Source organism: Thermomonas sp. (genome assembly GCF_025993755.1).
GTDB lineage: Bacteria > Pseudomonadota > Gammaproteobacteria > Xanthomonadales > Xanthomonadaceae > Thermomonas.
In genome coordinates this window covers 1-24,154 of sequence record NZ_JAMQHN010000050.1, presented here as the reverse complement: position 1 = coordinate 24,154, position 24,154 = coordinate 1, and the positions used below count along the sequence as shown (strand labels likewise).

Below are 24,154 nucleotides of genomic sequence, written 5' to 3'. Positions count from 1 at the left end.
TTCATCCGGAAGTCTTGAGGCGCACGCCGCGGCCATTGCCACGGCTGGGTTGGTCGTTCCCGATCAACTCGATGCCGGCCGCATCCAGCGCCGCCACGACCTTGGTCAGCGTCGAAACGACACCACGCACATGCTCATCGTGGCTGGCTTCCATGCGCTGGATGGTGGGCAGGGACACGCCGGACAGGGCGGCCAGGGTGCGCTGGTCGATGCCGAGCAGGGCGCGCGCGGCGCGCAGTTGGGCGGCGGAAATCATGCGGAAATTGCAGCATGCGACAGCGTTCGATGCAATCATCAGGCATCTAACATGATGCGTATGACATCATTACCGATGTCATTTCCCTGCCTCAACGGAACTGGACGCAGGTTCCTCGGAGTATTCACGATCGACGGGGGCTGACAGGGCCTGCGCCACAATCTCAGGCTGAAGCATCCAGCCGTAGTGGTCGGCCACGGTGCCGAGCATACCGGCATCGAGCGTGTCCAATGCGACCCGCGCGTGCGCCAGCTTGGACGTCAGATACAGCAGCGAGGACATCGGCCCCAGCCAATCGTCGCGCAGCGCCAGGCCGCGGACCTCGCCCGCGAAACACGTCATGCCGGCTTCCAGATCGGCCGTCACGCCGGCGGGCGCATAGAGGCCGGACAGCGCGCTGCGGCCCCAGTCGGTCATCACGCCTGCGGCCTCGCTGCCGCCGAAGCCGATGCGGCGGCCGGGCAGGTGGCCGACCCGGCGCGCCAGCCACGGCAGGAAGCGGTAGGCCAGCGGCAGCCAGCAGCGGGTCGGGTACGGGAATGCGCGCCAGTACGGGGCGCCGCTGGCGACCAGCCACAACGCGTCGGCCGCGGCAGGATCGAGTCTCAAGCGACAGGCCGCCAACTGGCCGCCGAGGCTGTGGCCGCCGATCAAGCGGCGGACCTCGGGGGCCTGCGCGGCGGCGGCGGCCTCGCTGGTCTCGATGTCCAGCAGCAGTTCGCGATAGCCCCAGTCGCAGCCGCGACCGGCGCGCAGACTGCTGCTGCCGTGGCCACGCCATTCGTGCAGGAAGACGGCTACGTCGTGCTTTGCGAGCGCTTCGGCAATTGGGCGGTAGTGACGCGCGGACACGCCCAGCGCGGGCAGCCAGAGCAGGCGCGCACGTGCGTTCTCCGGCAGGATCGCTTCCAGCGTGAAGCGGTGACCGTCGCGGGTTGCGACCGGAAGTTCGACCACGCGCATGGTCGCGCTACAGCAGCGCCTCGGAGGCGAAGTCGGCCAGTCGCGAGCGCTCGCCGCGGCGCAGCGTCACGTGCGCGCTGTGCTGCCAGTTCTTGAAGCGGTCCACGGCGTAGGTCAGGCCCGAGGTGGTTTCGGTCAGGTAGGGCGTGTCGATCTGCTGCACGTTGCCGAGACACACGATCTTGGTGCCCGGGCCGGCGCGGGTGATCAGGGTCTTCATCTGCTTGGGCGTGAGGTTCTGCGCCTCGTCGAGGATCAGGTAGCGCGACAGGAAGGTGCGTCCGCGCATGAAGTTCATCGAGCGGATCTTGATCCGCGACGCCAGCAGGTCGTTGGTCGCGGCGCGGCCCCAGCTGCCGCCTTCCTGATTGTGGGTCAGCACTTCGAGGTTGTCGGTCAGCGCGCCCATCCAGGGCGTCATCTTTTCCTCCTCGGTGCCGGGCAGGAAGCCGATGTCCTCGCCCACGCTGACCGTGGCGCGGGTCATCACGATCTCGCGATAGCGCTGCACGTCCATTGTCTGCGCCAGACCCGCGGCGAGCGTCAGCAGGGTCTTGCCGGTGCCGGCGGTGCCCAGCAGGGTGACGAAGTCGATCTCCGGGTCCATCAAGGCGTTGAGCGCGAAGTTCTGCTCGCGGTTGCGGGCGGTGATGCCCCAGACCGAATGCTGGCTGTGGCGGTAATCGTCGACGATCTGCAGCGTCACCTTGTCGCCGTCGAGCTTGACGACCTTCAGTTCGGACTGTTCGTCGCCCGGAAGGAACGCGAACTGGTTCGGAAACCAGTCTTCGTCGCCGGATCGGAGGATTTCGTAGCAGGTGCGGCCTTTCTCGGTCCACGAGCGCAGGTCCTTGCCGTGGCGCTCCCAGAAATCCGCCGGAAGCTGGGTGGCGCCGGTGAACAGCAGGTTGAAGTCGTCCAGCGCGCGGTCGTTCTCGTAGTCCTCGCTGACGATTCCGGCGATCGAGGCCTTGATCCGCAAGTTGATGTCCTTGGAGACGAACACCACCGGCGCGCCGGGATCGGATTCTTTCAGGACGAGGATCGCGCCGAGGATGTTGTTGTCCGGGATCACCGTGCCGAAGCGCTTGCCGGCGTCGAAGTCCGAGGTCTGGAAGCGCAGCAGGCCGGCGCTTTCCTCGCCGCGCAGGCGCAGCCCCTGCGGGCGCAGCAGCGGGATGCCGGCGTGGATGTCGATGTTGCCGGCGGCTTCGATCAGTTCGTTGAGGAAGCGGCTGACCTGACGGGCGTTGCGGCTGGCCTCGGACGTGCCCTTCTTGCCGTTGTCCAGCTCTTCCATCACCTGCATCGGCAGGTAGACGTCGTGTTCCTCGAATTTGAACAGCGCGGTCGGATCATGCATCAGGACGTTGGTGTCGAGAACGTAGATGCGTTTGCCGTGCGTCATGCGGAAGATCCCGGTGGATGAAGGGGTTGTAAGGAACCGGAGGCCCGGGCCTGGGCGGGCGTGGCACGGGCGGCAGTCATTCGGACTGCTCCGCCTTGAGCGCCTCGAGCACCGCCTGTGCGTGGCCGGACACCTTCACCGGCTGCCATTTCCGGCGCACCGCGCCGGCCGGGTCGATCAGGAAGGTGCTGCGGACGATGCCGAGGAATTCACGGCCGTAGAGTTTCCTGGGTTGGATCACGCCGAAGGCGTCGCACAGGGCGCCCTCGCCATCGCTGACGAGGTCGAACTTGAAGCCCTGCTTTTCGCAGAAGCTGCGGTGCGACTTCAGCGAATCCTTCGACACGCCCAGCACCACCGCGCCGGCGCGCCTGAACTTCGGCAGCAGGGCGTTGAAGTCGAGCCCTTCGGTGGTGCAGCCGGGCGTGGCGTCCTTCGGGTAGAAGTACATCACCAGCCATTTTCCGGCGTAGTCGCCGAGCGTGGCGTTCCCGCCGCTGGCGAGCTGCAGCGGCAGGTCGGGAACGCGGTCTCCGGATTCGGTCATCGGGATCAGTACTTCATCGGATCCATGATCGCGTCGAGGTTGAGGTGGTCGCAGAACTCGAGGAAGTCGTCGCGCAAGGTGGCGATGTGCATGTCGGCCGGGATGCCGACAGTGAGCTGGGCCGAGAACATGTCGGCGCCGGTCTGCATCGCGCGGTAGCGGGCGCAGTGCAGGCTTTCGATGGTGATGCCCTGCTGGTCGAAGAAATCGGCGAGCTGGAACAGGATGCCCGGCTTGTCGGCGGCGATCACCTCGACCACGTAGGGCAGCAGGCTCGACTGCAGCGGCTTGGGGCCGGTGCGGTACCAGACCAGCTTCAGGCCTTCCTCGCGTTCCAGCTTGGTCAGCATGGTCTCGAGTTTGGCGATCGCGTCCCAGGAGCCCGATACCAGCGCCGTCACCGAAACGTCGCGGCCGACGGTCGCCAGCCGGGTATCGACCAGATTGCAGCCGGAGTCGGCGATCCTGCGGGTGACGGGGAGCAGCGGCGACTGCGGGTGCGTGGTGTACGCGTTGATCAGCAGGTGGTTTTCGGTTGGCGCGGGCCGGGCGGCGGTCTTGCTCAAAGCGTAGTTCCAGAACGAAGGGGCCGCGGACGGGGCGGCATGTGGCGCAGCATACACGCACTGGCCGCCGGTTTGCCGCCGCCGGTGTACCGTCTGGCGCCGGTTTCGCTTCGCGCCGCGCTCCGCTAAGATTTGCCGACAAGCGCATTGCTCCCACATCCCCCATGCGCGTGGCGTTCCACGCCGCGCCCGATCCAGGCCACTTCACTTGCGACTTTCCGGAAGCATCACCGCGCTGGCGACGCCCTTCACGGCGACCGGCGAAATCGACATCCCGGCATGGCAGCGACTGCTGCAGGCGCAGCTGGATGCGGGCACGCAGGCCATGGTCGTGGCCGGTTCGACCGGCGAGGCGGCGGCTCTGGTCGACGAGGAGTACGACCAGCTGCTGCGGATCGCGGTGGCCACCTGCCGCGGCCGGGTGCCGGTGCTGGCCGGCACCGGGCAATCCAACACCGCCAAGACCATCCGCTGCAATCGCCGCGTGGCCGCGCTGGGCGCCGATGCCGCACTGGTGGTGACGCCGCCCTACGTGCGTCCCACCCAGGCTGGACTGCTGGCGCATTTTCGCGCAGTGGCGGAGGAGGGCGGCCTGCCGGTCGTGCTTTACAACGTCCCCGGCCGCACCGGCTGCGACATGCTGCCCGAGACCAGCGGCGCGCTGGCGGCGCATCCGGGGATCATCGGCGTGAAGGAAGCGCGCCCGGAAGCGGAGCGCATGCAGGCGCTGCTGGCCTACCGCAGCGAGGGTTTTTCGGTCCTCAGCGGCGACGATCCCAGCGCCGCGCGGTCGATGCGGATGGGCGCCGATGGCCTGGTGTCGGTGGCGTCCAACGTCGTGCCGCGCAGCATGCGCAGGTTGTGCGACCTGGCCCGCGCGCGCGACACCGATGCGGCCGAGGCGCTGAACGCGGAGCTGGATGAGCTGTTCCGTTTCCTCTCGATCGAGCCCAATCCCATTCCGATCAAGGCGCTGCTGGCGCTGGACGGGATCGGCCAGGGCCTGCGTCTGCCGCTGCAACCGCTATCATCTGCACATTCCGCGCTGGCCGAGCGCCTGCATGCGGCCATTTCCGAGCTTGAACAACGCCACCGCGCCGCCGCGGCCTGACAGGAGACACCATGCACCGTACCGCCCGCAAGACCCGTACCCTTGCACCGCTCGCCACGGTTTTCCTGATGGTGAGCCTGTCCGGCTGCCACTGGTTCAGCAAGACCAATGATGCCTATCTGCAGGCTGCGGAAAGCCGCCCGCTCGAAATTCCGCCGGATCTCGATCGGCCAGCCGCGGACCGGGCCATGAACTTGCCGGCGACGCCCTCGGCCACCGCGGCCGCCAGCACCGCCACGACTGCGGCGGCGCCCCTCGGATTCAACCTTGCCGTCGATCGCGATACCGCTTTCGCCAAGGTGGGGGATGCGCTGGCGACGGTTCCCGGCGTCCGCATCGCCAGCAAGGCCGAGATCCTCGGCACCTACGACGTCGACTACATGGACAGCAAGTTCCTCGTCCGCGTTTCGCGCGCCGGCAGCGGCACCTGGGTGTCGGCGGTCGATCCGCGCGGCCTGCCGCCCACCGGTGAGGCCGCCCGCAAGCTGATCGGCACCCTCAAGACCGCGCTGGGCGGGCAGTAAACCCGGGGCGGCTTTCTCAGCCGGATGCCGAACCGTCGGCGTCCGGCTTTTTCGTTGCCCGTCGTGAACCGTCGCCGGGTTGCCGGAGGTGTTCCGGGAGCCGTGGGGCGGCTTCGGCGGCGCGCTGTGCCGCGGCATGGCGGTCGAAATTTTCCGAAGCCGCCCCGTTGCTTTCGAGATCCTTGCAGACGATGACGTTCGATGTGACCACGAAGGGCATGGCGGCTGTCGTGTGAGGGTCGCAGTCCGAGTCTAGTCGGACGCGGGGGATGGCGTCGTCGAAACGCTGGCGGGAGCATCCGCCGGTGCTCGGGAAACCCGCAGCAGCAGCCAGGTCGCAAGCACGAACGGCGCGGTCAGCGCCGGCAGCCCCAGCAGTTGGACGCCGCGCACCAGCAGCACGGTCAGCACCGCTGCGGCGACCACGATCCAGCGCTGGCCTTTGACCTGGATCCGCGGCAGCAGGGCGATCACGGTCAACACCGCGTTGTAACCGTACAGGCCCAGCGCGGCGGGCGCGTCCGGGAATCCCAGCGCCCGCGCCAACGCCAGACCGGCCGTGGCGGCAATCAGGGCGGTCACCGCCACCCGCGGACCGGCCAGCAGCAGGCCGAGCAGACACAGCGCGCCGGCCATTGGGTGATCGAGGAACACCACCTGACCGATCCCGCGCAGGATGCCGTTGGCCACCTCGCTCCAGCCGACATCGACGCTGACGATCGGGGTTGCCGGTGCCAGCGGCGCGACTGTGGCCAGCGCCATCACGCCCCAGGTCACCAGCACGAACGGCGCCGTGTAGGGCGACACCGGCAGGCGCCGGCGCAGGAACAGCAACAACGCGGTGGCCAGCAGGCTGGCAGCGACCACCAGCGCCCACGCCAGCGGGCCCGGTGCCAGCACGATGAGCACGCCGAGTCCGGCCAGAGCGCCGTTGAAGCCGAACAGGCCGTCGTCCAGTGCCTGCGCCTCATGGAGCCGGCGCCCCGCGAGAGTCGCCACCAGCGCGCCGAGCGCACAGGCCAGCGCAAGCTGCGGAGCCTGGAGCGCCATCGCGGCGAGCACGGCCAGACCGCACCCTGCGCTGCGCTGCAGGAAGATCTGGCCGATGCCGCGCAGGACGCTGCGGGGCAGGGTGGGCAGGAGCGCGGGATTCACGTCAACGCACGCCATCGGTGGGAAAAAGAAACATTCTCCTCGCAACTGAGGGGATTGGGTGCGTGCTCGGTGGAGTGCGTTATTGCTGCGGTGCGAGTTGTCGGGCTCCGGAGGGGGTGGCTGCCCTGCGCGGCCAATGTCCCCCGGCCTCCGCCTGCGCGGAGGCCTCCTCCTTGATTTCACCACACAGGGCAGCCAACCCCTCCGGGGCGGCGAGTCATTCGCGCGTCAAACACAGGGCAGAAAACATCAGGGGCCGCTTTTCGCCTCTTCACACATCACGAAGCCGCGGACACAGGCCCTTGGGTGCGAAATCAAGGAGGAGGCGACGACCAACGGCCGGCGCCGGGGGACATTCGCACCCAAGGGACTGTGTCCCCGGCCGTCTTCGAGCGGCGACGTGCAAGCTCCTGCATTCGCAGACCGCCCCGGGGCGTGGATGCACCACGGCAAGTCCACCAGAGGGACAGTGTGAATCTTCCTCAATCGGGATGAAGAACGAAAAAAGAAACCCGCGCAGGGCGCGGGTTTCGGGTTGGCGCTCCCTACGGGATTCGAACCCGTGTTTTAGCCTTGAGAGGGCCACGTCCTGGGCCTCTAGACGAAGGGAGCTTGGAACCGGTCGGCAGGCTTTGGCTGCCGGGCCGGGCATTGTAGCCGAGCCGGCCTCAGCGCGCATCCTTCGTTGGCGAAGCGATGGTCCTTGCTACCATGCGCACGATGGCCCGCCGTATGCGGCGCCGCGCGTCCTTCCCGCTGCCTCTGCGCATGACCGATTCCGATCGCCAACCCGACCCCGCGGCACCAGCGTTGCACCTGATCCCGCGCGACGTGCACGGCGTGTCGCGCAAGCAGATGAGCCGCAACGCGCTGAAGGTGCTCTACCACCTGCGCGAGTCGGGTTTTTCGGCGTATCTGGTCGGCGGTGCCGTGCGCGATCTTCTGATCGGGCGCATGCCCAAGGATTTCGACGTCGCGACCGACGCCACGCCGGAGCAGGTCAAGTCGATCTTCCGGAACTGTCGCCTGATTGGGCGGCGGTTCCGGTTGGCCCACGTCGTCTTCGGTCGCGAGATCATCGAGGTGGCCACCTTCCGCGCCAACGGCGGGGATGACGACGGCGAGGAAGGTCGCGAGGTGCTGGAAAGCGGGCGGCTGGTGCGCGACAACGTCTACGGCAGCATCGAGGAAGACGCGATCCGCCGCGACTTCACCGCCAACGCCCTGTATTACTCGATCGCCGATTTCAGCGTGCACGACTACGTCGGCGGCTTTGCCGACGTGCAGGCGCGCACGCTGCGCCTGATTGGCGAGCCGGAAGCGCGCTATCGCGAGGATCCGGTGCGGATGCTGCGCGCATCGCGCCTGGCCGCGAAGCTCGGCTTCACGGTGGAAGCGGCCACCGCAGAACCGATCCCCAGGCTGGCGCCGCTGTTGAAGGATTCCTCGCCGTCGCGGCTGTTCGAGGAAACCATGAAGCTGTTCCTCGCCGGCCATGCCGTCGCCAGCTTCGAGCACCTGGAGCGCTTCGGCCTGCTGTCGGTGCTGCTGCCGGACACCGCGCAGGCGCTGGCCTCGAACAAGTCCGGCGCGCTGCGCAAGATGCTGCTGCAGGGTTTGCGCAATACCGATGCGCGGCTGGCGGCCGGCGAGCCGGTGTCGCCGGCCTTCCTGTTCGCGGTCCTGCTGTGGCCGGCCTATTGCCACGCGCTGGCGCAGCTGCAGGCGCAGGGTGTGCATGCCGCCGAAGCGCAGCGGCGGGCGGCCGATCGCGTGACGCTGCGGCAGGTGACGCGCACGGCCTTGCCGCGCCGGTTCTCGCTGCCGATGCAGGAAATCTGGCTGCTGCAGCCGCGGTTTGCGCTGCGCCAGCGCAAGCGCGTGCACCGGATGCTCTCGCATCCGCGTTTCCGCGCCGCGTTCGATTTTCTCGAACTGCGGCTGGCGGCCTCGAACGCACACGCGAACGATGTCGCGTTCTGGCGCCAGGCGCAGAAGGACCCGGAGGCCGCATCGGCAACCGAGGCGCAAAGCGGCAGGTGCGCTCCGAAAGCGTCGTCCAGCCCGGATCGGAGCGATGCCTCTGCGCCAGGGGCGCCCTCGGACGGAGACTCCTGAATGCAACCGTCGATCCGTGCCTGCATCGGATTGGGAGCCAACATCGGCCGTCCGGCCGAGGCGGTGCGTGCGGCCATCGCGGCCATGGGCGAATTGCCCGAAAGCCGCGTGCTGGCGGCTTCGCGCCTGTACCGCACCCCGGCCTGGGGCGGCGTGTCCCAGCCCGATTTCATCAATGCGGCGGTCCTGCTGGAAACCCGGCTCACGCCCGAAGCGTTGCTGCGGGAACTGCTGGCGATCGAGCGCCGCGCCGGCCGCCAGCGCAGCACGGCGTCGCTCAAGTGGGGGCCGCGCACGCTGGATCTCGATCTGCTGCTGTACGGCAACCAAAGGATCAACCGGCCCGGCCTGCGCGTGCCGCATCCCTACCTGCACGAGCGCGCCTTCGCGCTGGTACCGCTGGCCGAGATCGCGGCGGATGCCGAGTTTCCCGGCCATGGGAGCGTGGGCGAGGCGCTGCGCCACGTGGACGTGGGCGGAATCGCGCCGTTGGCGGCGGATTTCATCGACATCGACGTCGAGTGAAGTCCTTGCCGCACGATGAAGGATAATCAGGGCTTCCCCGAGCCGGAGTCGTGATGAGCGTCCATGCCGAAACCAAGGCGGTCAGCGTGCCGCAGCTGGCGCAAGCGCGGAGCGAAGGCCGCAAGCTGGTGATGCTGACCTGCTACGACGCCAGCTTCGCGCGCGTCCTCGACGATGCTGGCATCGACATCCTCCTGATCGGCGATTCGCTGGGCATGGTGGTGCAGGGCCACGACTCCACCCTGCCAGTGCGGGTCGAGGACATCGCCTATCACACCGCGGCCGTGGCGCGCGGCGCGCGGCGGGCGCTGAAGATCGCCGACTTTCCGTTCGGCTCGGACCCGACGCCCGAACAGGCCCACGCAGCGGCGCTGCGCTTCATCCAGGCCGGCGCGGCGATGGTCAAGCTCGAAGGCGCCGGGCACAAGCTGGACATCATCCGGTTCCTGGTCGAGCGCGAGATTCCGGTCTGCTCCCACCTCGGCCTGACCCCGCAGTCGGTGCTGCGCATGGGCGGCTTCAAGGTGCAGGGGCGCGAGCAGTCGGCGGCCGAGCGCCTGCGCGCCGCCGCGCTGGAGGTCGCCGAGGCGGGCGCGTCGCTGCTGGTGCTGGAAGGCGTGCCGGCCGCACTGGCCGCGGACATCACCGCCGCCAGTCCGATCCCGACCATCGGCATCGGCGCCGGAGGCGGGTGCGATGGCCAGGTGCTGGTGCTGCATGACCTGCTCGGGATCGACACCGGCCACCGCAAGCCGAAATTCGTCAAGGATTTCCTCGCCGAAGGCGGCTCGATCGCCGGCGCGATCCGGGCCTACGCCGAGGCGGTGCGCGACGGCAGTTTCCCCGACGAAACGCATTCCTACCTTTGAGCCTTCCCCTTCAAGGGAAGGCAAGCAATACATGACCGCGATTCAAACCCTCACCGAACTCGATCGACTGCGCGCCACCGTCGCCGGCTGGAAGCGCGACGGCCTGCGGGTCGGTTTCGTGCCGACCATGGGCAACCTGCACGCCGGCCACCATTCGCTGGTCGCGCTGGCCCGCCGGCATGCCGATCGCGTGGTGGCCAGCGTGTTCGTCAATCCCACCCAGTTCGGGCCGAACGAGGATTTCACCCGCTATCCGCGCACGCCCGAGGACGATGCGGCGGGTCTTGCGGCTGCCGGCTGCGATACGCTGTGGTTGCCGGACGTGGCCACGATGTATCCGTTCGGGCCGGACGCGGCGGTGCGGATGCACGTGCCGGCGGTGAGCGATGTACTGGAAGGCGCGCATCGCCCCGGCCATTTCGATGGCGTGTGCACCGTGGTGGCGCGGCTGTTCCACCAGGTGCGGCCTGACGTGGCGGCGTTCGGACGCAAGGACTACCAGCAATGGCTGGTGGTGCGGCGGATGGTCGAGGATCTGGCGTTTCCGGTCGAACTGGTGGCCGGCGACATCGTGCGCGAAAGCGACGGGCTGGCGATGAGTTCCCGCAACCGCTACCTGTCGCCCGAAGACCGCGCGCGGGCGCCGGAGTTGCACCGCGTCCTGCTGCGGATGCGCGTGATGACGCAGGAAGGTGCGGTACGGGCGCAGGTCGAGGCCGAGGCGAACGCCGCCCTTCGCGAGGCCGGCTTCGTGCCCGACTATGCCGTCATCCGCACCGCGGACCTGTGCGAGCCCGTCGGCGAACTGCCCGGCCCGCGCGTTGCCCTGATCGCCGCGCGGCTTGGCAAGACGCGGCTGATCGACAATCTGGAATTCGATTCCGCTTTGTCTGGATGACGGAATCCGGTGCTTTGTTGCAGTGCGCAAAGGCCGTTCTATACTTCAACTTTTGGGCGCAAGCGCCGTTTTCGGAACGAACCATGTTGCTGACCCTGCTCAAGTGCAAGATCCACCGCGCCACCGTCACCCATGCCGAGCTGCATTACGAAGGCTCCTGCGCGATCGACGGACGGCTGCTGGACATCGCCGGCATCCGCGAATACGAGCGCATCGACATCTACGACGTCACCAGCGGTGAGCGCTTTTCCACCTACGCGATCCGCGCCGACGAGGGCAGCGGCGTGATCTCGATCAACGGCGCGGCGGCGCACAAGGCGCAGGTGGGCGACCTGATCATCATCTGCGCCTACGGCCAGTGCGACGAGGCCGAGGCGGCGCGCTTCAAGCCGACCCTGGTTTACGTCGATGCCGACAACCGGCTGACCCACACCACGCGTTCGACGGCCAAACAGGCGGCCTGAACGTGGCCGGCCTGCTGGACGGCCTGGAAGTTCATGCACATCGGCTGTCCGGCACGATGCTGTCGCAGCTGGTTGCCGGTGACCCCGCGCGGGGCGCAGATTTTGCGCTGCGGGTCGGCCCGCTGTACGCCAGCTTCGCCCGCCAGTGCTATGACCGTGCCGCGCTCGATGCGTTGTTCGAGATCGCGCGGCGTGCCGATCTGGCCGGCGCGATGCAACGCCTGTGCGGCGGCGAAACGGTCAACCCGACCGAAGGCCGCGCCGCCCTCCACACCGCCCTGCGCGGCAGTTCCGGCGCCACCGGGGCAACCCGCGCTGCCCACGCGCAGGCGCAGCAGGCGCTGGCGCGAATGCGGAATCTTTACGCGGAGCTGGCCGCCAGCGACGTCACCGATGTCATAAGCATCGGCATCGGCGGCTCCGACCTCGGCCCGCGCCTGGTGGCCGATGCGCTGGCGCAGCCGGGCGCACGGTTCCGGGTGCATTTCCTGTCCAATCTCGACGGCCATGCCGCACAGCGTCTGCTTGCGAATCTCGATCCGCGCCGCAGCGCCGCGTTGATCGTCTCCAAGAGTTTCGGCACCCGCGAAACCCTGCTCAACGGGCGCATCGTGCGCGATTGGCTCGGCGACGATGCGCGCCTCTACGCGGTCAGCGCCGCGCCGCAGCGGGTGGCGGCATTTGGCATTTCCCCGGAGCGCAGCCTGCCGATGTGGGACTGGGTGGGCGGGCGCTATTCGCTGTGGTCGGCGGTGGGTTTCTCCGCCGCGCTGGCGCTGGGCATGGAGGCTTTCGAGCGCATGCTCGCGGGCGCCGCCGCGCTGGATGCCCACACACTTTCGGCGCCGCTGCGGGAAAACCTGCCGGTCTGGCACGCGCTGACAGCGGTGTGGAACCGCAACGCGCTGGGCGCTGCGACCCAGGCGGTGCTGCCCTACGACGAACGCCTGCGGTTGTTGCCCGCGCACCTGCAGCAGCTGGTGATGGAGAGCCTCGGCAAGTCGGTGCGCCTGGATCGCACGCTGGTCGAAGCCGACACCGTGCCGGTGTGGTGGGGCCGGGTGGGGTCCGATGCGCAGCACAGTTTCTTCCAGGCGCTGCATCAGGGAACGCAGGCAGTGCCGGTCGATTTCATCGGAGTGATCCGCGCCGATCATCCGCATGTGGCCAACCACGCCGCGCAGCTGGCCAATCTGCTGGCGCAGGCGGAGGCGCTGGCGAACGGAAAAGACAGCGACGATCCGCATCTGCGGCATCCCGGCAACCGGCAGAGCACGATGTTGCTGCTCGATGCGCTCACGCCCGAGTCGCTCGGGATGCTGGTGGCGATGTACGAGCACAGCGTCTATCTGCAATCGGTGCTGTGGGGCATCAACGCCTTCGACCAATATGGCGTGGAACTGGGGAAGACCCTGGCCGAGCGCCTGCTGCCGGCGGTCGAAGGGCAGGGTGAAGCCGACGACCCGGTGACGCGGGCGCTGCTGGAGGAGTTGGGCGGCAGTCGCCCGTAAGGAAGGCCATTGTGGAAGCGCACCCTGCGCGCGAGCCTGCCCGATGGCTCAGCCGGGCGACCGCTGCAACCCATCCATGGCCGACTCCAAGGCCCGCAGCGCGGCGGCGTCCATGGGCGCGGCGCGCAACCGCCGCACCGCTTCGGCCAATTGCGTCGCGCCCACGAAACCGCAGCTGGCGCTCAGGCGATGCAGTTCCTCACGGACCGCAGCCTCATCGCTCCGATCCACCGCGGTCGAAATTCGCAGACGCTGCGTCGGAAGTTCATTGAGGAACAGCCTTCGCAGCGCGGCGACCTGCTCGGGCCTGCCGCCCAGCGCTGCCAGGGCCGCCGCATCGTCCCAGAAGGGGCTTCTTGTGCCCAGGTGCCGACGCAGCGCAGCCTGCAGCTCCGCCACCGGCAGCGGCTTGTGCAGCACCTCGCAAAATCCGGCGGTGAGCAGCCGGCTGCGCAGATCCGCGCCCGGTTCGGCGGTATGCGCCAGCGCGGGGGCGTCCTGACCGGCTGCGCGCAACGCCCGCAGCAGATCCTCGCCAAGACCGTCCGGCAGGTGGGCGTCGATCAGCAGCAGGTCGAAGCGGCGCGCGTGGCTGGCCCGGCGCGCGCTTGCGGCGTCGGTGGCGCGCTGCACGTCAATATCCAGCAGCGCCGCGCCTTCGGAGAGGAAGGCGGCACTGACCGGATCGTCCTCGACCAGTAGCAGGCCTGGCTTGGCGGCGGCAGTGGAAGCGTTCATCGCGGCACCTCCGGGTCTTTGTATCCTGCACGGATGCGTCGTTCAATCCCATGCCTGTGCATTGCGGCCACGCTGCTGGCGCCCGTCGCGCAGGCGCGGGTGGCGCAGGCGCGCATTGCGCGGATGACGACGCCGGTGGCGACCCTGGAACAGGTGCGAGTGCGGCTGGAATGGACCGATGATTCCGATGTCGGCCAGCTGCGGATTCGCGCCGGCCGCGTCGATGCGCCGACGCTGGGCTACCGCTATCGCGATCTCGACTGGACTTGCCCGCTGCGACGCATGCCGAACGATGGCTGGCAGTGCGAGGGCGCGCTGCGTGGCGAGGGTGCGGGGCCGCTGCGACTGGGGATCCGCTTCGACGCGGAGACATTGACCGCGAGCCTGGACAAAGGCTCGGCGCGGCTGGCGCTGGAGCGGCGTTCGGCCACCCCCGAACTGACGACCCTAGTGCTTGCCCGCGTGCCGCTGGTCTGGGCGCAGGCGCTGCTGTCGCAGGCATGGACGGGCGCGAGATTTGGCGAGGGCACGCTGGACGGCCGGCTGGCGATCGAGGCGCCATCGGATGCGCCGCTGCGGGTTTCCGGCCCTCTGCAGGTCCACGGGATGGCCTTGCAGAATGCCGACAGCAGCATCGTCGGCGAACACCTGGGCGGTGATTTCCGGATTGCCTACAGCGGCGGCCCGGACACGCGGGTGACGGCCGATGGCGCGCTGCATGGCGGTGAATTCCTGGTCGGCTCCACCTATGTCGCGCTGCCGCCGTCCCCCGTGGGCCTACACGTCGAGGCACGCAGCGCGGGCGCAGCCGGCTGGACGCTGCCGAGGATCGAATGGCGCGATGGCGATGTACTTGTCGGCAGCGGCCGTGCACGGGTGGCGCCGGACGGCAGCGTGCGGGATCTCGTGCTGCAGGCGCACAGCGGCGACCTGGGACCGCTGCGGCCACGCTATCTGTCGGGCTGGCTGGGCATCCTGGGTCTGGAGGGGGTCGAACTGCGGGGCAGCGTCGACATGACGACCCGCATCGAGAACGGCGAATTGGTCGATGTGGCCGCCGTCGTGCGCGATGCCGGGTTGCGCGATCCGGCCGGGCGTTTCGGTTTCGACGGCCTGCGCGGAGAATTGCGCTATTCGACCGAGGCGCCGGTGGACAGCGAATTGCGGTGGGATTCGGGCGAACTCTACGGGCTGGAGTTCGGCGCGGCGCGGATTCCGCTGCGCAGCGGAGACGGCGTGCTGCGCTCGTCTTCGACGTGGAGTGTTCCAATGCAGGGCGGCACGCTGGAGCTGAGCGACGTGGCGATCCGGCCCGCGCGCGCCAACGCCGGCGCCGACATCCGCTTCGGCATGGCGCTGGATGGCATCGATTTCGGGAAGGTCTCGAAGGCGCTCGGCCTGCCGGCGTTCACCGGCGTGCTCGGCGGTGAGATCCCGAGCGCGCACTATGCCAACGACCGCATCGATTTCGAGGGTGGCCTCACCCTGCACCTGTTCGACGGCACCGTGCGGTTCTCGGCGCTGGCGCTGGAACGCCCGTTCGGCACCGCGCCCAGCCTGAGCGCGGACATCGCGCTGAAGGGGCTGGATCTGGCGCGACTGACCGAAGTGCTGGGATTCGGCACGATCACCGGCCGGCTGGATGGTTCGATCGAGGACCTGCGCCTGGTCGATTGGAAACCGGTGGCGTTCGATGCCCGCTTTGCCAGCCATCCGACGCCTGGCGTGAAGCAGCGGATCAGCCAGCGCGCGGTGCAGGACATCGGCAGCGTCGGCGATTCCTCGTTCATGGCCAGCCTCCAGGGACAGTTGATCGGTCTGTTCTCGGATTTCGGCTACCGCCGGCTCGGCATCGGTTGCCGGCTGGAAAACCAGATCTGCACCATGAGCGGATTGTCGGGTTCAGCGCCGGCTCAGGGCGGAAACGCATTTACTATCGTCGAAGGCAGCGGCTTGCCGCGGCTGGACGTGATCGGTTTCAATCGCGCCGTCGATTGGACGACGCTGGTGGAACGGCTGGTGGCGGCGGGCAAGGGCGACGTGAAGCCGGTCGTCGAATGAAGGCCGCGTCGATCGGATCGGCGTTGCCTGGATGGTTGGATGTCTTGAACAGGAGTGGAGATGATGCGCAAGTGGATGGGGCTTCCGATGGCCAGCGGGCTGCTGCTGACGGCCTGCGTGACGATCAACGTCTATTTCCCGGCGGCCGAGGCGCGCGACGCGGCGCGCGAGTTCGTCGAGAAGGTCATCAGCGAGCCGGATGCCAAACCGACGGAGGAGCCGGCGCGCGCGGGCGGCGGCATGGCGATGCAGCGCCGCCTCGATTTCGGCAACGCGCGGATCGATCCGTGGATGCTGCTGGGCATCGGCAGCGCGCAGGCGCAGTCGGCGCCGGACATCACCATCAAGACGCCGACCATCCAGGCGATCCAGACGCGTATGGAAACCCGTTTCAACGAGACGCTGCGCGCAGGTTTCGACAGCGGCGCGCTGGGCTTCACCGACGACGGCCTGATCGTCGTGCGCGACCCCTCGAAAATCCAGCTGAAGGATCGGGTGGCGATGAACGCCGCCGTGGCCGACGACAACCGCGACCGCAAGGCGGTCTATCGCGAGGTGGCGGTGGCCAACGGCCATCCCGAGTGGGAAGCGCAGATTCGCGACGTGTTCGCCAAACAGTGGATCAGCAGCGCGCGTCCCGGCTGGTGGTATCAGGCGGGCGGCACCTGGAAGCAGAAATAAAGGACTCCGTTCACGCGCTGTCAGCGTGCGACGCGCTAGCTTGAGCGGATCGATTTCACGAATTTCTGCCCATGCCAAGGAAACCGGCTGAACCCGGGCGCACCGAAAGCGAACGTCCTTACACCGCCCTGGTGCTGCAGGGCGGCGGCGCGCTCGGGGCCTATCAGGCGGGCGCCTTCGAGTCGCTGGCGGCGCATACCGCGCACATCGACTGGGTGGCCGGGGTGTCGATTGGCGCAATCAACGCCGCGTTGATCGCCGGCAATCCGCCGGAGCGTCGGATCGAGCGGCTGCACGCGTTCTGGGAGCGCGTGAGCCTGCCGGTCACGGTTCCGCACGGCATGGATTCGCACGATTCGGTGCGGCCCTGGTGGAACAACGGTGCCGCGCTCTGGGGCATGCTGCTGGGCGTGCCGGGCTTCTTCGCCCCGCGCCCGTGGTGGGAGTGGTGGCCGCGCCCACCGGCCAGCGTGTACGACACCGCGCCGCTGCGCGAGACCCTGCAGGATCTGGTCGATTTCGACCGCCTCAACGACGGGCCGATGCGCTTCTCGGTGGAAGCCGTGGACGTGGAAACCGGCAACCTCATCCACTTCGACAACCGCAACCTGCGGATCCGGCCCGAGCACGTGATGGCCAGCGGTGCGCTGCCGCCGGGCTTTCCGCCGATCGAGATCGATGGCCGCCACTACTGGGATGGCGGGCTGGTGTCGAACACTCCGCTGGCGGAGGTGATGGAGCAACTGCCGGCGCTGGCGCCGCGGAGTGCGACGATTTTCCAGATCGACCTGTTCAGCGCACGCGGATCGGTGCCGAACAGCCTCGATGCCGTTGGCGAGCGCGAGAAGGACATCCGTTTCTCCAGCCGCACCCGGCTGGTCAGCGATCTCGTGCGCGAGCGCCACCAGCTCCATCGCGATCTGAAGGCGTTGGTGGCCCTGTTGCCGGAGCGGCAGCGCGCGCGCGCCGAAGTGCAGGCCCTGCTGGCGGAAAACGCGCAGCCCGCCGTCACGCTGGTGCACGTCATCCACCGCCGCAAGCCCTACGAATCCCAGAACAAGGATTACGAATTCTCCGCGCAGTCGATGCGGGAGCACTGGGTGGCCGGCATGAGCGACATGCAGGCCTCGCTGGCGCTGCTCGCCACCCGCCGGCCGCCGTGCGCGGGCGGCTTCTGCGTCATCGACCACCAGGCGCCGCAGACTGAACTCCGCTACGGCGATTGATCTTCCTCCTCCCCCGCAACACAGGACAAACCCCATGAGCCAGAACCCGGAAGTCCATGCCAGTCACCAGCTCAGCCTGAAGGGCAAGCTGGCCCTCGTCACCGGCGCCGCCAGCGGACTGGGCAAGCGCATCGCCGAAGTCTATGCGGACGCCGGCGCCGACGTGGTCATCGCCGACCTCAAACAGGACATCGCGCAGGCGACGGCGGACGAGATCGCGAAGAAAGGCGTGCGCGCGATGGGCGTGGCGATGGACGTCACCGACGAAGCTGCGGTCGACGCCGGCTTCGCGCAGGTGGAAAAGACGTTGGGCCAGATCGACATCCTGGTCAGCAATGCCGGCATCCAGATCGTCGCGCCGATTCAGGATTTCAAGTTCTCCGACTGGAAGAAGCTCATTGCCGTGCACCTGGACGGCGGTTTCCTGACGTCGCGCGCGGCGGTGCGGCAGATGATCGCCTCCGGCCGCGGCGGCAGCATCATCTTCATGGGGTCGGTGCATTCGAAGGAGGCGTCGAAGCTCAAGAGCCCCTATGTCGCCGCCAAGCACGGGCTGGAAGGATTGGCCAAGGTGATTGCCAAGGAAGGCGCCGCGCACAACATCCGCAGCAATGTCATCTGTCCGGGCTTCGTGCGCACGCCGCTGGTGGAAAAGCAGATTCCCGAGCAGGCGCAGGAACTGGGCATCAGCGAAGAGGACGTCATCAGGACGGTGATGCTCAAGGACACCGTGGACGCGCAGTTCACCACCGTCGACGACGTGGCCCAGGCGGCGCTGACCTTCGCGGCCTGGCCGAGCAACGCGCTCACCGGCCAGTCGCTGGTGGTCAGCCACGGCTGGTTCATGCAGTAGCGGGTTCCGCCGACGCGGTCGCGTCGAGGAACTGCAGCTTCGCCAGCTCCGAATACAGCCCGCCCTGCGCCAGCAGTTCGGCGTGGGTGCCCTCGGCGACCACCCGGCCATGGTCCATCACCACGATGCGATCGGCCTTGAGCACGGTGGCCAGCCGGTGCGCAACGACCAGCGTGGTGCGGCCGTGCATCAGGTTTTCCAGCGCTTCCTGCACGGCGCGTTCGCTTTGCGCGTCGAGCGCCGAGGTGGCCTCGTCCAGCAGCAGGATCGGGGCGTTCTTGAGCAATGCGCGGGCGATCGCGATGCGCTGCTGCTGGCCGCCCGACAGCCGGGTGCCGCGTTCGCCCAGTTCGCTGTCGAAACCCTCCGGCAGGGCGTCGAGGAATTCGCTGGCCTTGGCCGAATCGGCGGCGGCCCGCACTTCGGCAGCGCTGGCTTCCAGCCGCCCGTAGCGGATGTTGTCGGCGGCGCTGGCGGCGAAGATCACCGGCGATTGCGCGACCAGGGCGATGGCGCCGCGCAACCCGGATGGGTCGAAGCGGCGGATGTCGATGCCGTCCAGCGTGATCGCGCCGGCGGCAGGGTCGTGGAAGCGCAGCAGCATCGAGATCACGGTGCTCTTGCCGGCGCCGGAGGGGCCCACCAGGGCCACCGTTTCGCCTGGGCGCACGCGCAGGCTGAAGTCCTCCAGCGCAGGCTGGTCGGGTCGCTGCGGATAGCGGAAGGTGACGTGGTCGAAAGCAATTTCGCCGCGCACCGGATAGGGCAGGGGGCTGGGATTGGAGGGCGCGGCGATGGCCGGGGTTTCGGCCAGAAGCTCGTGGATCCGGCCCATGCCGCCGGCGGCCTTCTGCAACTCGTTCCAGACTTCGGCCAGCGAGCCGACCGACCCGCCGCCGAGCATCGCGTACATCACGAACTGTCCGAGCAGGCCGGCGCTGATCCTGCCGCTGATGACGTCGTGCGCGCCCGACCAGAGCACCACGATGACGGCCCCGAAGATCAGGCTGATGGCCACGCCGGTGACGATGGCCTGGGCGCCGATGCGGCGCCGTGCGGTGGCGACCGCGGTTGCCATGGCCTCGCCGTAGCGCCGGCTCTCGTAGCCCTCACGGGCGTCGGCCTGCACCGTGCGCACGGCGCCCAGCGCCTCAGTGGCCAGCGCGTTGGCGTCGGCGATCCGGTCCTGGCTGGCGCGCGAGGTCTTCTGGATCCGGCGCGCGCCCATCACGATCGGCGCCACTGCGGCGGGAATGCCGATCACCGCCCAGGCCGCGAGCTTGGGGCTGGTGACGAACAGCATCGCCAGCGAGCCGACCACCGTCACGCTGCTGCGAAGCGCCACCGACATGCTCGAGGCGATCACGCTGCGCAACAGTTCGGCGTCGGCGGTCAGGCGCGAGACCAGTTCGCCACTGCGGTTGCGGTCATAGAAGCCCGCATCCAGTCCGAGTAGATGCGAATACAGGCCGGTACGCAGGTCGGCCACCACCTTTTCGCCGAGCAGTGTGACGAAGAAGAAGCGTGCGGCGGTGGCCAGCGCGAGGAACGCGATCACGATCAGGACGAGGACGAAAACCCGATCGACGTTGTCGCCGCTGCGGAAACCCTGGTCGATCATCTGCCGGAAGGCGATCGGCAGGCTCAGCGTGGCGGTGGACGAGCAGACCAGCGCCAGCAGCCAGGCAACGAACAGGCCGAGGTGGCGGCGCATGAACGGCCACAGCGAGCGCAACGAGCCGATGGGCGCCCTGGGTGAGGCCGGGGTTCGTGAATTCATCCGCGCATTTTAAGGCAACGCCGATCAAGCCAGAGTTGCCGCACGCCACGGATGGCGCACCTGTGAATCCGGCATCGCGCGATTGCTCCGGCGCGAGCCGATATCCGGATCAGCGCTGGGCGTCCTGCTCGAGTTTGTGCAGGATGGCCGGAATCTGCTCGTTCGGATAACGCCGGCGGAACTCTTTGAGGCTGGCGCGGGCTTCGTCCAGCCGCCCCGCGTGGGCGAGTTCGGCGATTCGCCGTAGCCAGGCTTCGCGTACGGCGGGCGAATCCATCGTGGCCGGCGGCAGGTCGTCTTCGACATCGTCACTTTCGAACCGGGAGTGGGCGGCGCCACTGCCTGCTGCTGCACGACTGGCTTGCGCGGACGGTACCGGTGGTGGTGCGGCCGGCCGCACCGGTGCGGTCGATGGTGGCGGTGGCGCGGCCAGTGCCTTGGATGCGGGGGCGGTGCCGGATGCGGATTCCGCCGACAGTGCCCGCTGTCGCGCCGTGCCCTCCAGTGCCCGACGATCGCTGCGGGAGGCCTCGGCCGTTTCCGCCTCGGCGGGGAAGGCATGAATCGTGGCGGGGGGCGCTGCCGCCGGCGCGGGCGGCGGTGGGGGAGGCGGTGCAAATTCGGGCGCAGGCCTCGCCTGCGGCAACGCGGGTGCGGCATCGGCTGGGTTGTCCGGCGGTGCCGCGGGCGAGGGGCGCGCCGCTTCCATGGCGGCACGTGGCTGAATGACGGGGGCAGGGGCGACGGGCATCGCTGCCGGCGCGGGCGGAGGCGCTGCGCTGGAATCCCTTGCCGGCGCGGCTATCGGGCCGGCTTCGGGCGTGGATTCTGCCGCGGCACTCGTCGCGGGCGCCGTGGCGACGGGGCGAGCGCGGTCCATTTGGGTATGCCGACTTGGCGTCTGCCGTAGCTGCCAGGCCAGGCCGACAGCGAGGCAGAGCGATGCCGCCAGCGCGAAGGGAACTTGCCAACGCCGGGGCTTGCGCGGACTGACGGGGCCCGCCTGTGCGGCGCGGGCGGCGGCCAGGATCTGCGCGTCCAGTTCCGGAGTCGGTTCGCTGCGGCCACGGACACGTGGAAGCTGCGCGGTCAATGCACGCTCTTCGGCATCCAGGGGTTCGGGCGGTAAGCGATTCATGGCGCCAGCCTCGCGCGCAGTTTGTCCATGCCATAGCGCAGCCGGGATTTGACGGTTTCCCGACCGGCACCCACGATCTCGCCGATTTCCTCCAGCGTCAGTTCCTGTTCGAGCCGCAGCAGCAGCACTTCGCGCTGTTCCCCTGGCAAGTCGTCCAGCGCGAGCTGCAGCTGTCGACGGCGCTCGAATTCGGAGAGCGCGCGTTCGGGGGTGTCGGGATCGGCGATCTGGGCCAGCCGCTCGTCGGCATCGCCCGGCGCCGGTGGGCGGTGCGCGCTGCGCCGCCAGTGGTCGCCAAGCCGGTGATGGGCGATGGCAAACAGCCAGCTGGCGAAGCTGCCCTGCGGGCGCCACTGCGCGCGTGCGCTGATGACCTTCTGCCAGACGTCCTGGAACAGTTCATCGGCCAGCGCGTTGTCGCGCAGGTGCCGCAGCAGATGGCGGTACAGGCGTTGTCGATAGCGTGCGTAGAGCTGCTCGAAGGCGCCGTCGGCCCCGGCCACCCACGTCGCCATCAGATCCTCGTCGCTGTCTTCGGGCACTTCCACCGGCACCAGCCTAAGCGCGGTTCTGGCGTTCTGGAAGGGGGGATGCGGAAATCCCACGTTGTGGATGGCAGGGTGCATACTGCGGTGAACGCATCCAGGTGCCGGATGGGGTTGACCGCAGGCGTCAGGGGATGGCGCCACCGCGGGCATGAAGGCAATATGTCGCGGACAATGAACGCCACTTCGCATCCTGCGCCACCGTTTTCCGGCGAAGCCGCCATGCGGCAGCGGCGCGGCGTGCTGGGTGGCGTGGCGGATCGTCTGATAACGACGCTGCCGACGGGGGCGCGGGTGCGGCTGTCCTGGCAGCACCCGATGCTGGGAACGGGAAGTGATATCGGGGTCACCGGCGAGCCGGCTTCCGCCCGGGCGCTGCGGCTGGGCTGGACGGGTCCGGAGGGCATCATCCTGAACGTGGTGGCCAGCCACGCCAAACCCTGGCCGGAGGGAATCGAGCAATTCTGGCCGGAAAGCGCCCGCCAGCTGGTCGATCAGGCCGTTCAGGCGGTGCTGGCGGCCCAGAGGATCGAAACCCTGCAACGCTCGGAGCAGCTGCGTCAGGCCCTGTTCGAGATCGCCGATCTGGCCGGCAGCGCGCTGGATCTGCAGGTGATGCTGCGGCGAGTGCATTCGATCATCGGCGAACTGATGTATGCCGAGAATTTCTACATCGTCCTGTACGACGACCGTCGCCAGACGATGCGGTTCCTGTATTTCGTGGACCAGCTGGATCCCTGGGTCAACGATCCGGAGCAGGAAATCCCGGTCACCGAGGAAGGCAACACCCTGACGATGCGACTGCTGCGCAGCGGCGAAACCCTGCGCGGACCGTCGGCGAAGCTGCGCGAGATGTACGGCATCCCCGACATGCCCATCAACGGCCCGGACAGCGCCGACTGGCTCGGCGTGCCGATGAGCCGCGACGAGCGCGTGGCCGGTGCGCTGGTGGTCCAGAGCTACAAGCGTGCCGACGTCTACAGCGAGGACGACCGCATCCTGCTCGCCTTCGTGGCCCAGCACGTGCTGACCGCGCTGGAGCGCCGGGAAAGCCGCAAGCAGCTGGAAGAGCGGGTGGCCGAGCGCACGGCGGAGCTGCGGCGTGCCAATGAGGAGCTGCAAACCGAGATCATCGAGCGCAAGCGCGTGCAGGACATCCAGCGCGCCCTGTACCGGATCGCCGAGCTGTCGCTGACCAGCGAAAGCCTCGGCCACTTCTACGCCGAGGTCCACGACATCGTCAGCGGCCTGCTGTACGCGCGCAATTTCTACATCGCCATGCTGTCCGAGGACGGCAGCATGCTGGAATTCCCGTATTCGGTGGACGAACGCGATGCCGGACGCGCGGCGCGCAAGCTGGCCGATGGCCTGACCGAATACGTGCTCAAGACCGGAAAGCCGTTGCTGGCGGATCGCCACCGCATCGACGCGCTGGAAGCCGAGGGCAAGGTGCGCACCCACGGCTCCCATGCATCCTACTGGCTCGGCGTGCCGCTGATGCACGGTGACCAGGTGGTTGGCGTGATTGCGGTGCAAAGCTATTCCGACGACGTCAGGTTCAGCCCGGGCGACCAGGACCTGCTCACCTTCGTCGCCATGCATATCGGCAGCAGCCTTCAGCGCAAGCAGGCGCAGGATCGCCTGGTCCAGGCCCACGCTGGTCTGGAACAGCGCGTCAGCGAGCGCACCCGCGAACTGGCCGAGGCCAACGTCGAACTGGTCGAGCAGATCAGCGAGCGCATGCGCGCCGAACGCAAGCTCATCCACCAGGCGATGCACGACGCGCTGACCGGGCTGCCCAACCGGCTGCAGCTGCTGGATCGTCTGGGGCGCGCGATTTCCGGCGCGTCGCGCGACCCGAATGCCTGCTTCGCCGTGCTGTTCATGGACCTGGACCGCTTCAAGCTGGTCAACGACAGCGTCGGCCACGCGGTCGGCGACGAACTGCTGGTCGAAGCCGGACGGCGAATCGTCGGCTGCGTCCGCGGCAGCGACGTCGTCGCGCGGCTGGGCGGCGACGAATTCGCCATCCTCGCAGAGCATCTGGAAAACCCGGGGAAGGCCGAGGAATTGGCGCATCGCGTGCTCGCCGCGCTGTCGGCGCCGGTCTGGGTTGCAGGACGAGAGCTGTTTCCGAGCGCCAGCATCGGCATCGCCGTCTGGCACCCGCGCTATCGCAGCGGCGAGGAAATGCTGCGCGACGCCGACGCCGCCATG

General features: G+C 68.4%; 23 protein-coding genes and 1 tRNA gene. 13 read left to right on the top strand and 11 right to left on the bottom strand.

The genetic code is table 11. From position 1 onward, the window contains the following. Position 1: 1 nt before the first annotated feature. From Q0X16_RS03790 to Q0X16_RS03770, 5 genes are all read right to left on the bottom strand, one after another. Positions 2 to 256 carry a helix-turn-helix domain-containing protein gene (locus tag Q0X16_RS03790; RefSeq protein ID WP_297830791.1) on the bottom strand — a complete coding sequence of 85 codons (255 nt, stop codon included), beginning with the start codon at positions 254 to 256 and terminating at the stop codon, positions 2 to 4. Positions 257 to 334: 78 nt separating this feature from the next. After that, entirely contained in the window at positions 335 to 1,213 is an 879-nt protein-coding gene (locus Q0X16_RS03785; RefSeq protein WP_297830789.1) for an alpha/beta fold hydrolase, read from the bottom strand. A 13-nt stretch (positions 1,214 to 1,226) separates the two neighbouring features. After that, on the bottom strand, positions 1,227 to 2,627 hold the full coding sequence (locus tag Q0X16_RS03780; RefSeq protein WP_297830787.1) for a PhoH family protein: 1,401 nt from the start codon (positions 2,625 to 2,627) through the stop codon (positions 1,227 to 1,229). 76 nt (positions 2,628 to 2,703) lie between these two features. Then, the gene (locus Q0X16_RS03775; RefSeq protein WP_297830785.1) at positions 2,704 to 3,174 is read right to left on the bottom strand and encodes a peroxiredoxin; all 471 of its coding nucleotides are present in this window, start codon (positions 3,172 to 3,174) and stop codon (positions 2,704 to 2,706) included. Positions 3,175 to 3,179: 5 nt separating this feature from the next. Beyond that, the gene (locus tag Q0X16_RS03770) at positions 3,180 to 3,740 is read right to left on the bottom strand and encodes a glycine cleavage system protein R (RefSeq protein ID WP_297830783.1); all 561 of its coding nucleotides are present in this window, start codon (positions 3,738 to 3,740) and stop codon (positions 3,180 to 3,182) included. A gap of 208 nt (positions 3,741 to 3,948) precedes the next feature. On the opposite strand from Q0X16_RS03770, the gene dapA reads away from it, so the two are divergent. Next, entirely contained in the window at positions 3,949 to 4,851 is a 903-nt protein-coding gene (gene dapA / locus Q0X16_RS03765) for a 4-hydroxy-tetrahydrodipicolinate synthase (RefSeq protein WP_297830781.1), read from the top strand. A gap of 11 nt (positions 4,852 to 4,862) precedes the next feature. Further along, entirely contained in the window at positions 4,863 to 5,375 is a 513-nt protein-coding gene (locus Q0X16_RS03760) for a hypothetical protein (protein WP_297830779.1), read from the top strand. Between the two features lie 252 nt (positions 5,376 to 5,627). On the opposite strand, the gene Q0X16_RS03755 is transcribed toward Q0X16_RS03760, so the two are convergent. Both Q0X16_RS03755 and Q0X16_RS03750 read right to left on the bottom strand, forming a co-directional pair. Then, entirely contained in the window at positions 5,628 to 6,530 is a 903-nt protein-coding gene (locus Q0X16_RS03755; protein ID WP_297830777.1) for an urea transporter, read from the bottom strand. A 536-nt stretch (positions 6,531 to 7,066) separates the two neighbouring features. Then, positions 7,067 to 7,142, bottom strand: a tRNA-Glu gene (locus Q0X16_RS03750). A 156-nt stretch (positions 7,143 to 7,298) separates the two neighbouring features. Between Q0X16_RS03750 and pcnB the strand changes: the two genes are divergently transcribed. From pcnB to pgi, 6 genes are all read left to right on the top strand, one after another. After that, positions 7,299 to 8,648 carry a polynucleotide adenylyltransferase PcnB gene (gene pcnB, locus Q0X16_RS03745; RefSeq protein WP_297830776.1) on the top strand — a complete coding sequence of 450 codons (1,350 nt, stop codon included), beginning with the start codon at positions 7,299 to 7,301 and terminating at the stop codon, positions 8,646 to 8,648. After that, a complete protein-coding gene (gene folK / locus Q0X16_RS03740; RefSeq protein ID WP_297830774.1) occupies positions 8,649 to 9,173 on the top strand; it encodes a 2-amino-4-hydroxy-6-hydroxymethyldihydropteridine diphosphokinase in 525 nt (174 codons plus the stop codon). It begins immediately after the preceding gene. A gap of 53 nt (positions 9,174 to 9,226) precedes the next feature. Continuing rightward, positions 9,227 to 10,042: a 3-methyl-2-oxobutanoate hydroxymethyltransferase gene (gene panB / locus Q0X16_RS03735; RefSeq protein ID WP_297830772.1), complete on the top strand. Its 816-nt coding sequence runs from the start codon at positions 9,227 to 9,229 to the stop codon at positions 10,040 to 10,042. Positions 10,043 to 10,073: 31 nt separating this feature from the next. Further along, positions 10,074 to 10,940: a pantoate--beta-alanine ligase gene (panC, locus tag Q0X16_RS03730; RefSeq protein ID WP_297830770.1), complete on the top strand. Its 867-nt coding sequence runs from the start codon at positions 10,074 to 10,076 to the stop codon at positions 10,938 to 10,940. Positions 10,941 to 11,023: 83 nt separating this feature from the next. Next, positions 11,024 to 11,404, top strand: coding sequence for an aspartate 1-decarboxylase (gene panD / locus Q0X16_RS03725; RefSeq protein ID WP_297830768.1), 381 nt, complete (start codon positions 11,024 to 11,026; stop codon positions 11,402 to 11,404). 2 nt (positions 11,405 to 11,406) lie between these two features. Then, on the top strand, positions 11,407 to 12,915 hold the full coding sequence (gene pgi / locus Q0X16_RS03720) for a glucose-6-phosphate isomerase (protein WP_297830766.1): 1,509 nt from the start codon (positions 11,407 to 11,409) through the stop codon (positions 12,913 to 12,915). 48 nt (positions 12,916 to 12,963) lie between these two features. On the opposite strand, the gene Q0X16_RS03715 is transcribed toward pgi, so the two are convergent. Continuing rightward, positions 12,964 to 13,653 carry a response regulator gene (locus Q0X16_RS03715; RefSeq protein WP_297830764.1) on the bottom strand — a complete coding sequence of 230 codons (690 nt, stop codon included), beginning with the start codon at positions 13,651 to 13,653 and terminating at the stop codon, positions 12,964 to 12,966. Positions 13,654 to 13,686: 33 nt separating this feature from the next. Here Q0X16_RS03715 and Q0X16_RS03710 point away from each other — a divergent pair, with 33 nt between their 5' ends. The 4 genes from Q0X16_RS03710 (at position 13,687) to Q0X16_RS03695 (ending at position 18,474) form a co-directional block, all read left to right on the top strand. Beyond that, positions 13,687 to 15,714: a hypothetical protein gene (locus tag Q0X16_RS03710; RefSeq protein ID WP_297830763.1), complete on the top strand. Its 2,028-nt coding sequence runs from the start codon at positions 13,687 to 13,689 to the stop codon at positions 15,712 to 15,714. 60 nt (positions 15,715 to 15,774) lie between these two features. Further along, positions 15,775 to 16,395: a YdbL family protein gene (locus tag Q0X16_RS03705; protein ID WP_297830761.1), complete on the top strand. Its 621-nt coding sequence runs from the start codon at positions 15,775 to 15,777 to the stop codon at positions 16,393 to 16,395. Positions 16,396 to 16,466: 71 nt separating this feature from the next. Then, the gene (locus tag Q0X16_RS03700) at positions 16,467 to 17,621 is read left to right on the top strand and encodes a patatin-like phospholipase family protein (protein WP_297830759.1); all 1,155 of its coding nucleotides are present in this window, start codon (positions 16,467 to 16,469) and stop codon (positions 17,619 to 17,621) included. A 34-nt stretch (positions 17,622 to 17,655) separates the two neighbouring features. Continuing rightward, complete coding sequence (locus tag Q0X16_RS03695; RefSeq protein ID WP_297830757.1) at positions 17,656 to 18,474, top strand: 3-hydroxybutyrate dehydrogenase; 819 nt, start codon at positions 17,656 to 17,658, stop codon at positions 18,472 to 18,474. Here the strand turns inward: Q0X16_RS03695 and Q0X16_RS03690 are convergent. The 3 genes from Q0X16_RS03690 to Q0X16_RS03680 all read right to left on the bottom strand — a co-directional run bounded on the left by Q0X16_RS03690 (position 18,464) and on the right by Q0X16_RS03680 (position 21,997). Further along, entirely contained in the window at positions 18,464 to 20,254 is a 1,791-nt protein-coding gene (locus Q0X16_RS03690) for an ABC transporter transmembrane domain-containing protein (RefSeq protein ID WP_297830755.1), read from the bottom strand. The genes Q0X16_RS03695 and Q0X16_RS03690 overlap by 11 nt on opposite strands. Before the next feature lie 109 nt (positions 20,255 to 20,363). Beyond that, positions 20,364 to 21,392 carry a hypothetical protein gene (locus tag Q0X16_RS03685; protein WP_297830754.1) on the bottom strand — a complete coding sequence of 343 codons (1,029 nt, stop codon included), beginning with the start codon at positions 21,390 to 21,392 and terminating at the stop codon, positions 20,364 to 20,366. Beyond that, on the bottom strand, positions 21,389 to 21,997 hold the full coding sequence (locus Q0X16_RS03680; RefSeq protein WP_297830752.1) for an RNA polymerase sigma factor: 609 nt from the start codon (positions 21,995 to 21,997) through the stop codon (positions 21,389 to 21,391). Before Q0X16_RS03680 ends, Q0X16_RS03685 begins: the two co-directional genes overlap by 4 nt. A gap of 114 nt (positions 21,998 to 22,111) precedes the next feature. On the opposite strand from Q0X16_RS03680, the gene Q0X16_RS03675 reads away from it, so the two are divergent. Next, positions 22,112 to 24,154, top strand: a 2,043-nt coding sequence (locus tag Q0X16_RS03675; protein ID WP_297830750.1) for a diguanylate cyclase, incomplete at its 3' end; no start/stop codon positions are given.

Bases quoted from the DNA above. Each gene is read 5' to 3' on its own strand.
- Q0X16_RS03710 (WP_297830763.1), top strand. From the start codon at position 13,687: ATGCGTCGTTCAATCCCATGCCTGTGCATTGCGGCCACGCTGCTGGCG.
- Q0X16_RS03690 (WP_297830755.1), bottom strand. From the start codon at position 20,254: ATGAATTCACGAACCCCGGCCTCACCCAGGGCGCCCATCGGCTCGTTG.
- Q0X16_RS03775 (WP_297830785.1), bottom strand. From the start codon at position 3,174: ATGACCGAATCCGGAGACCGCGTTCCCGACCTGCCGCTGCAGCTCGCC.
- panC (WP_297830770.1), top strand. From the start codon at position 10,074: ATGACCGCGATTCAAACCCTCACCGAACTCGATCGACTGCGCGCCACC.
- Q0X16_RS03760 (WP_297830779.1), top strand. From the start codon at position 4,863: ATGCACCGTACCGCCCGCAAGACCCGTACCCTTGCACCGCTCGCCACG.
- panD (WP_297830768.1), top strand. From the start codon at position 11,024: ATGTTGCTGACCCTGCTCAAGTGCAAGATCCACCGCGCCACCGTCACC.
- Q0X16_RS03685 (WP_297830754.1), bottom strand. From the start codon at position 21,392: ATGAATCGCTTACCGCCCGAACCCCTGGATGCCGAAGAGCGTGCATTG.
- folK (WP_297830774.1), top strand. From the start codon at position 8,649: ATGCAACCGTCGATCCGTGCCTGCATCGGATTGGGAGCCAACATCGGC.
- pcnB (WP_297830776.1), top strand. From the start codon at position 7,299: ATGACCGATTCCGATCGCCAACCCGACCCCGCGGCACCAGCGTTGCAC.
- Q0X16_RS03705 (WP_297830761.1), top strand. From the start codon at position 15,775: ATGATGCGCAAGTGGATGGGGCTTCCGATGGCCAGCGGGCTGCTGCTG.
- Q0X16_RS03780 (WP_297830787.1), bottom strand. From the start codon at position 2,627: ATGACGCACGGCAAACGCATCTACGTTCTCGACACCAACGTCCTGATG.
- Q0X16_RS03715 (WP_297830764.1), bottom strand. From the start codon at position 13,653: ATGAACGCTTCCACTGCCGCCGCCAAGCCAGGCCTGCTACTGGTCGAG.
- panB (WP_297830772.1), top strand. From the start codon at position 9,227: ATGAGCGTCCATGCCGAAACCAAGGCGGTCAGCGTGCCGCAGCTGGCG.
- Q0X16_RS03700 (WP_297830759.1), top strand. From the start codon at position 16,467: ATGCCAAGGAAACCGGCTGAACCCGGGCGCACCGAAAGCGAACGTCCT.
- Q0X16_RS03790 (WP_297830791.1), bottom strand. From the start codon at position 256: ATGATTTCCGCCGCCCAACTGCGCGCCGCGCGCGCCCTGCTCGGCATC.
- Q0X16_RS03695 (WP_297830757.1), top strand. From the start codon at position 17,656: ATGAGCCAGAACCCGGAAGTCCATGCCAGTCACCAGCTCAGCCTGAAG.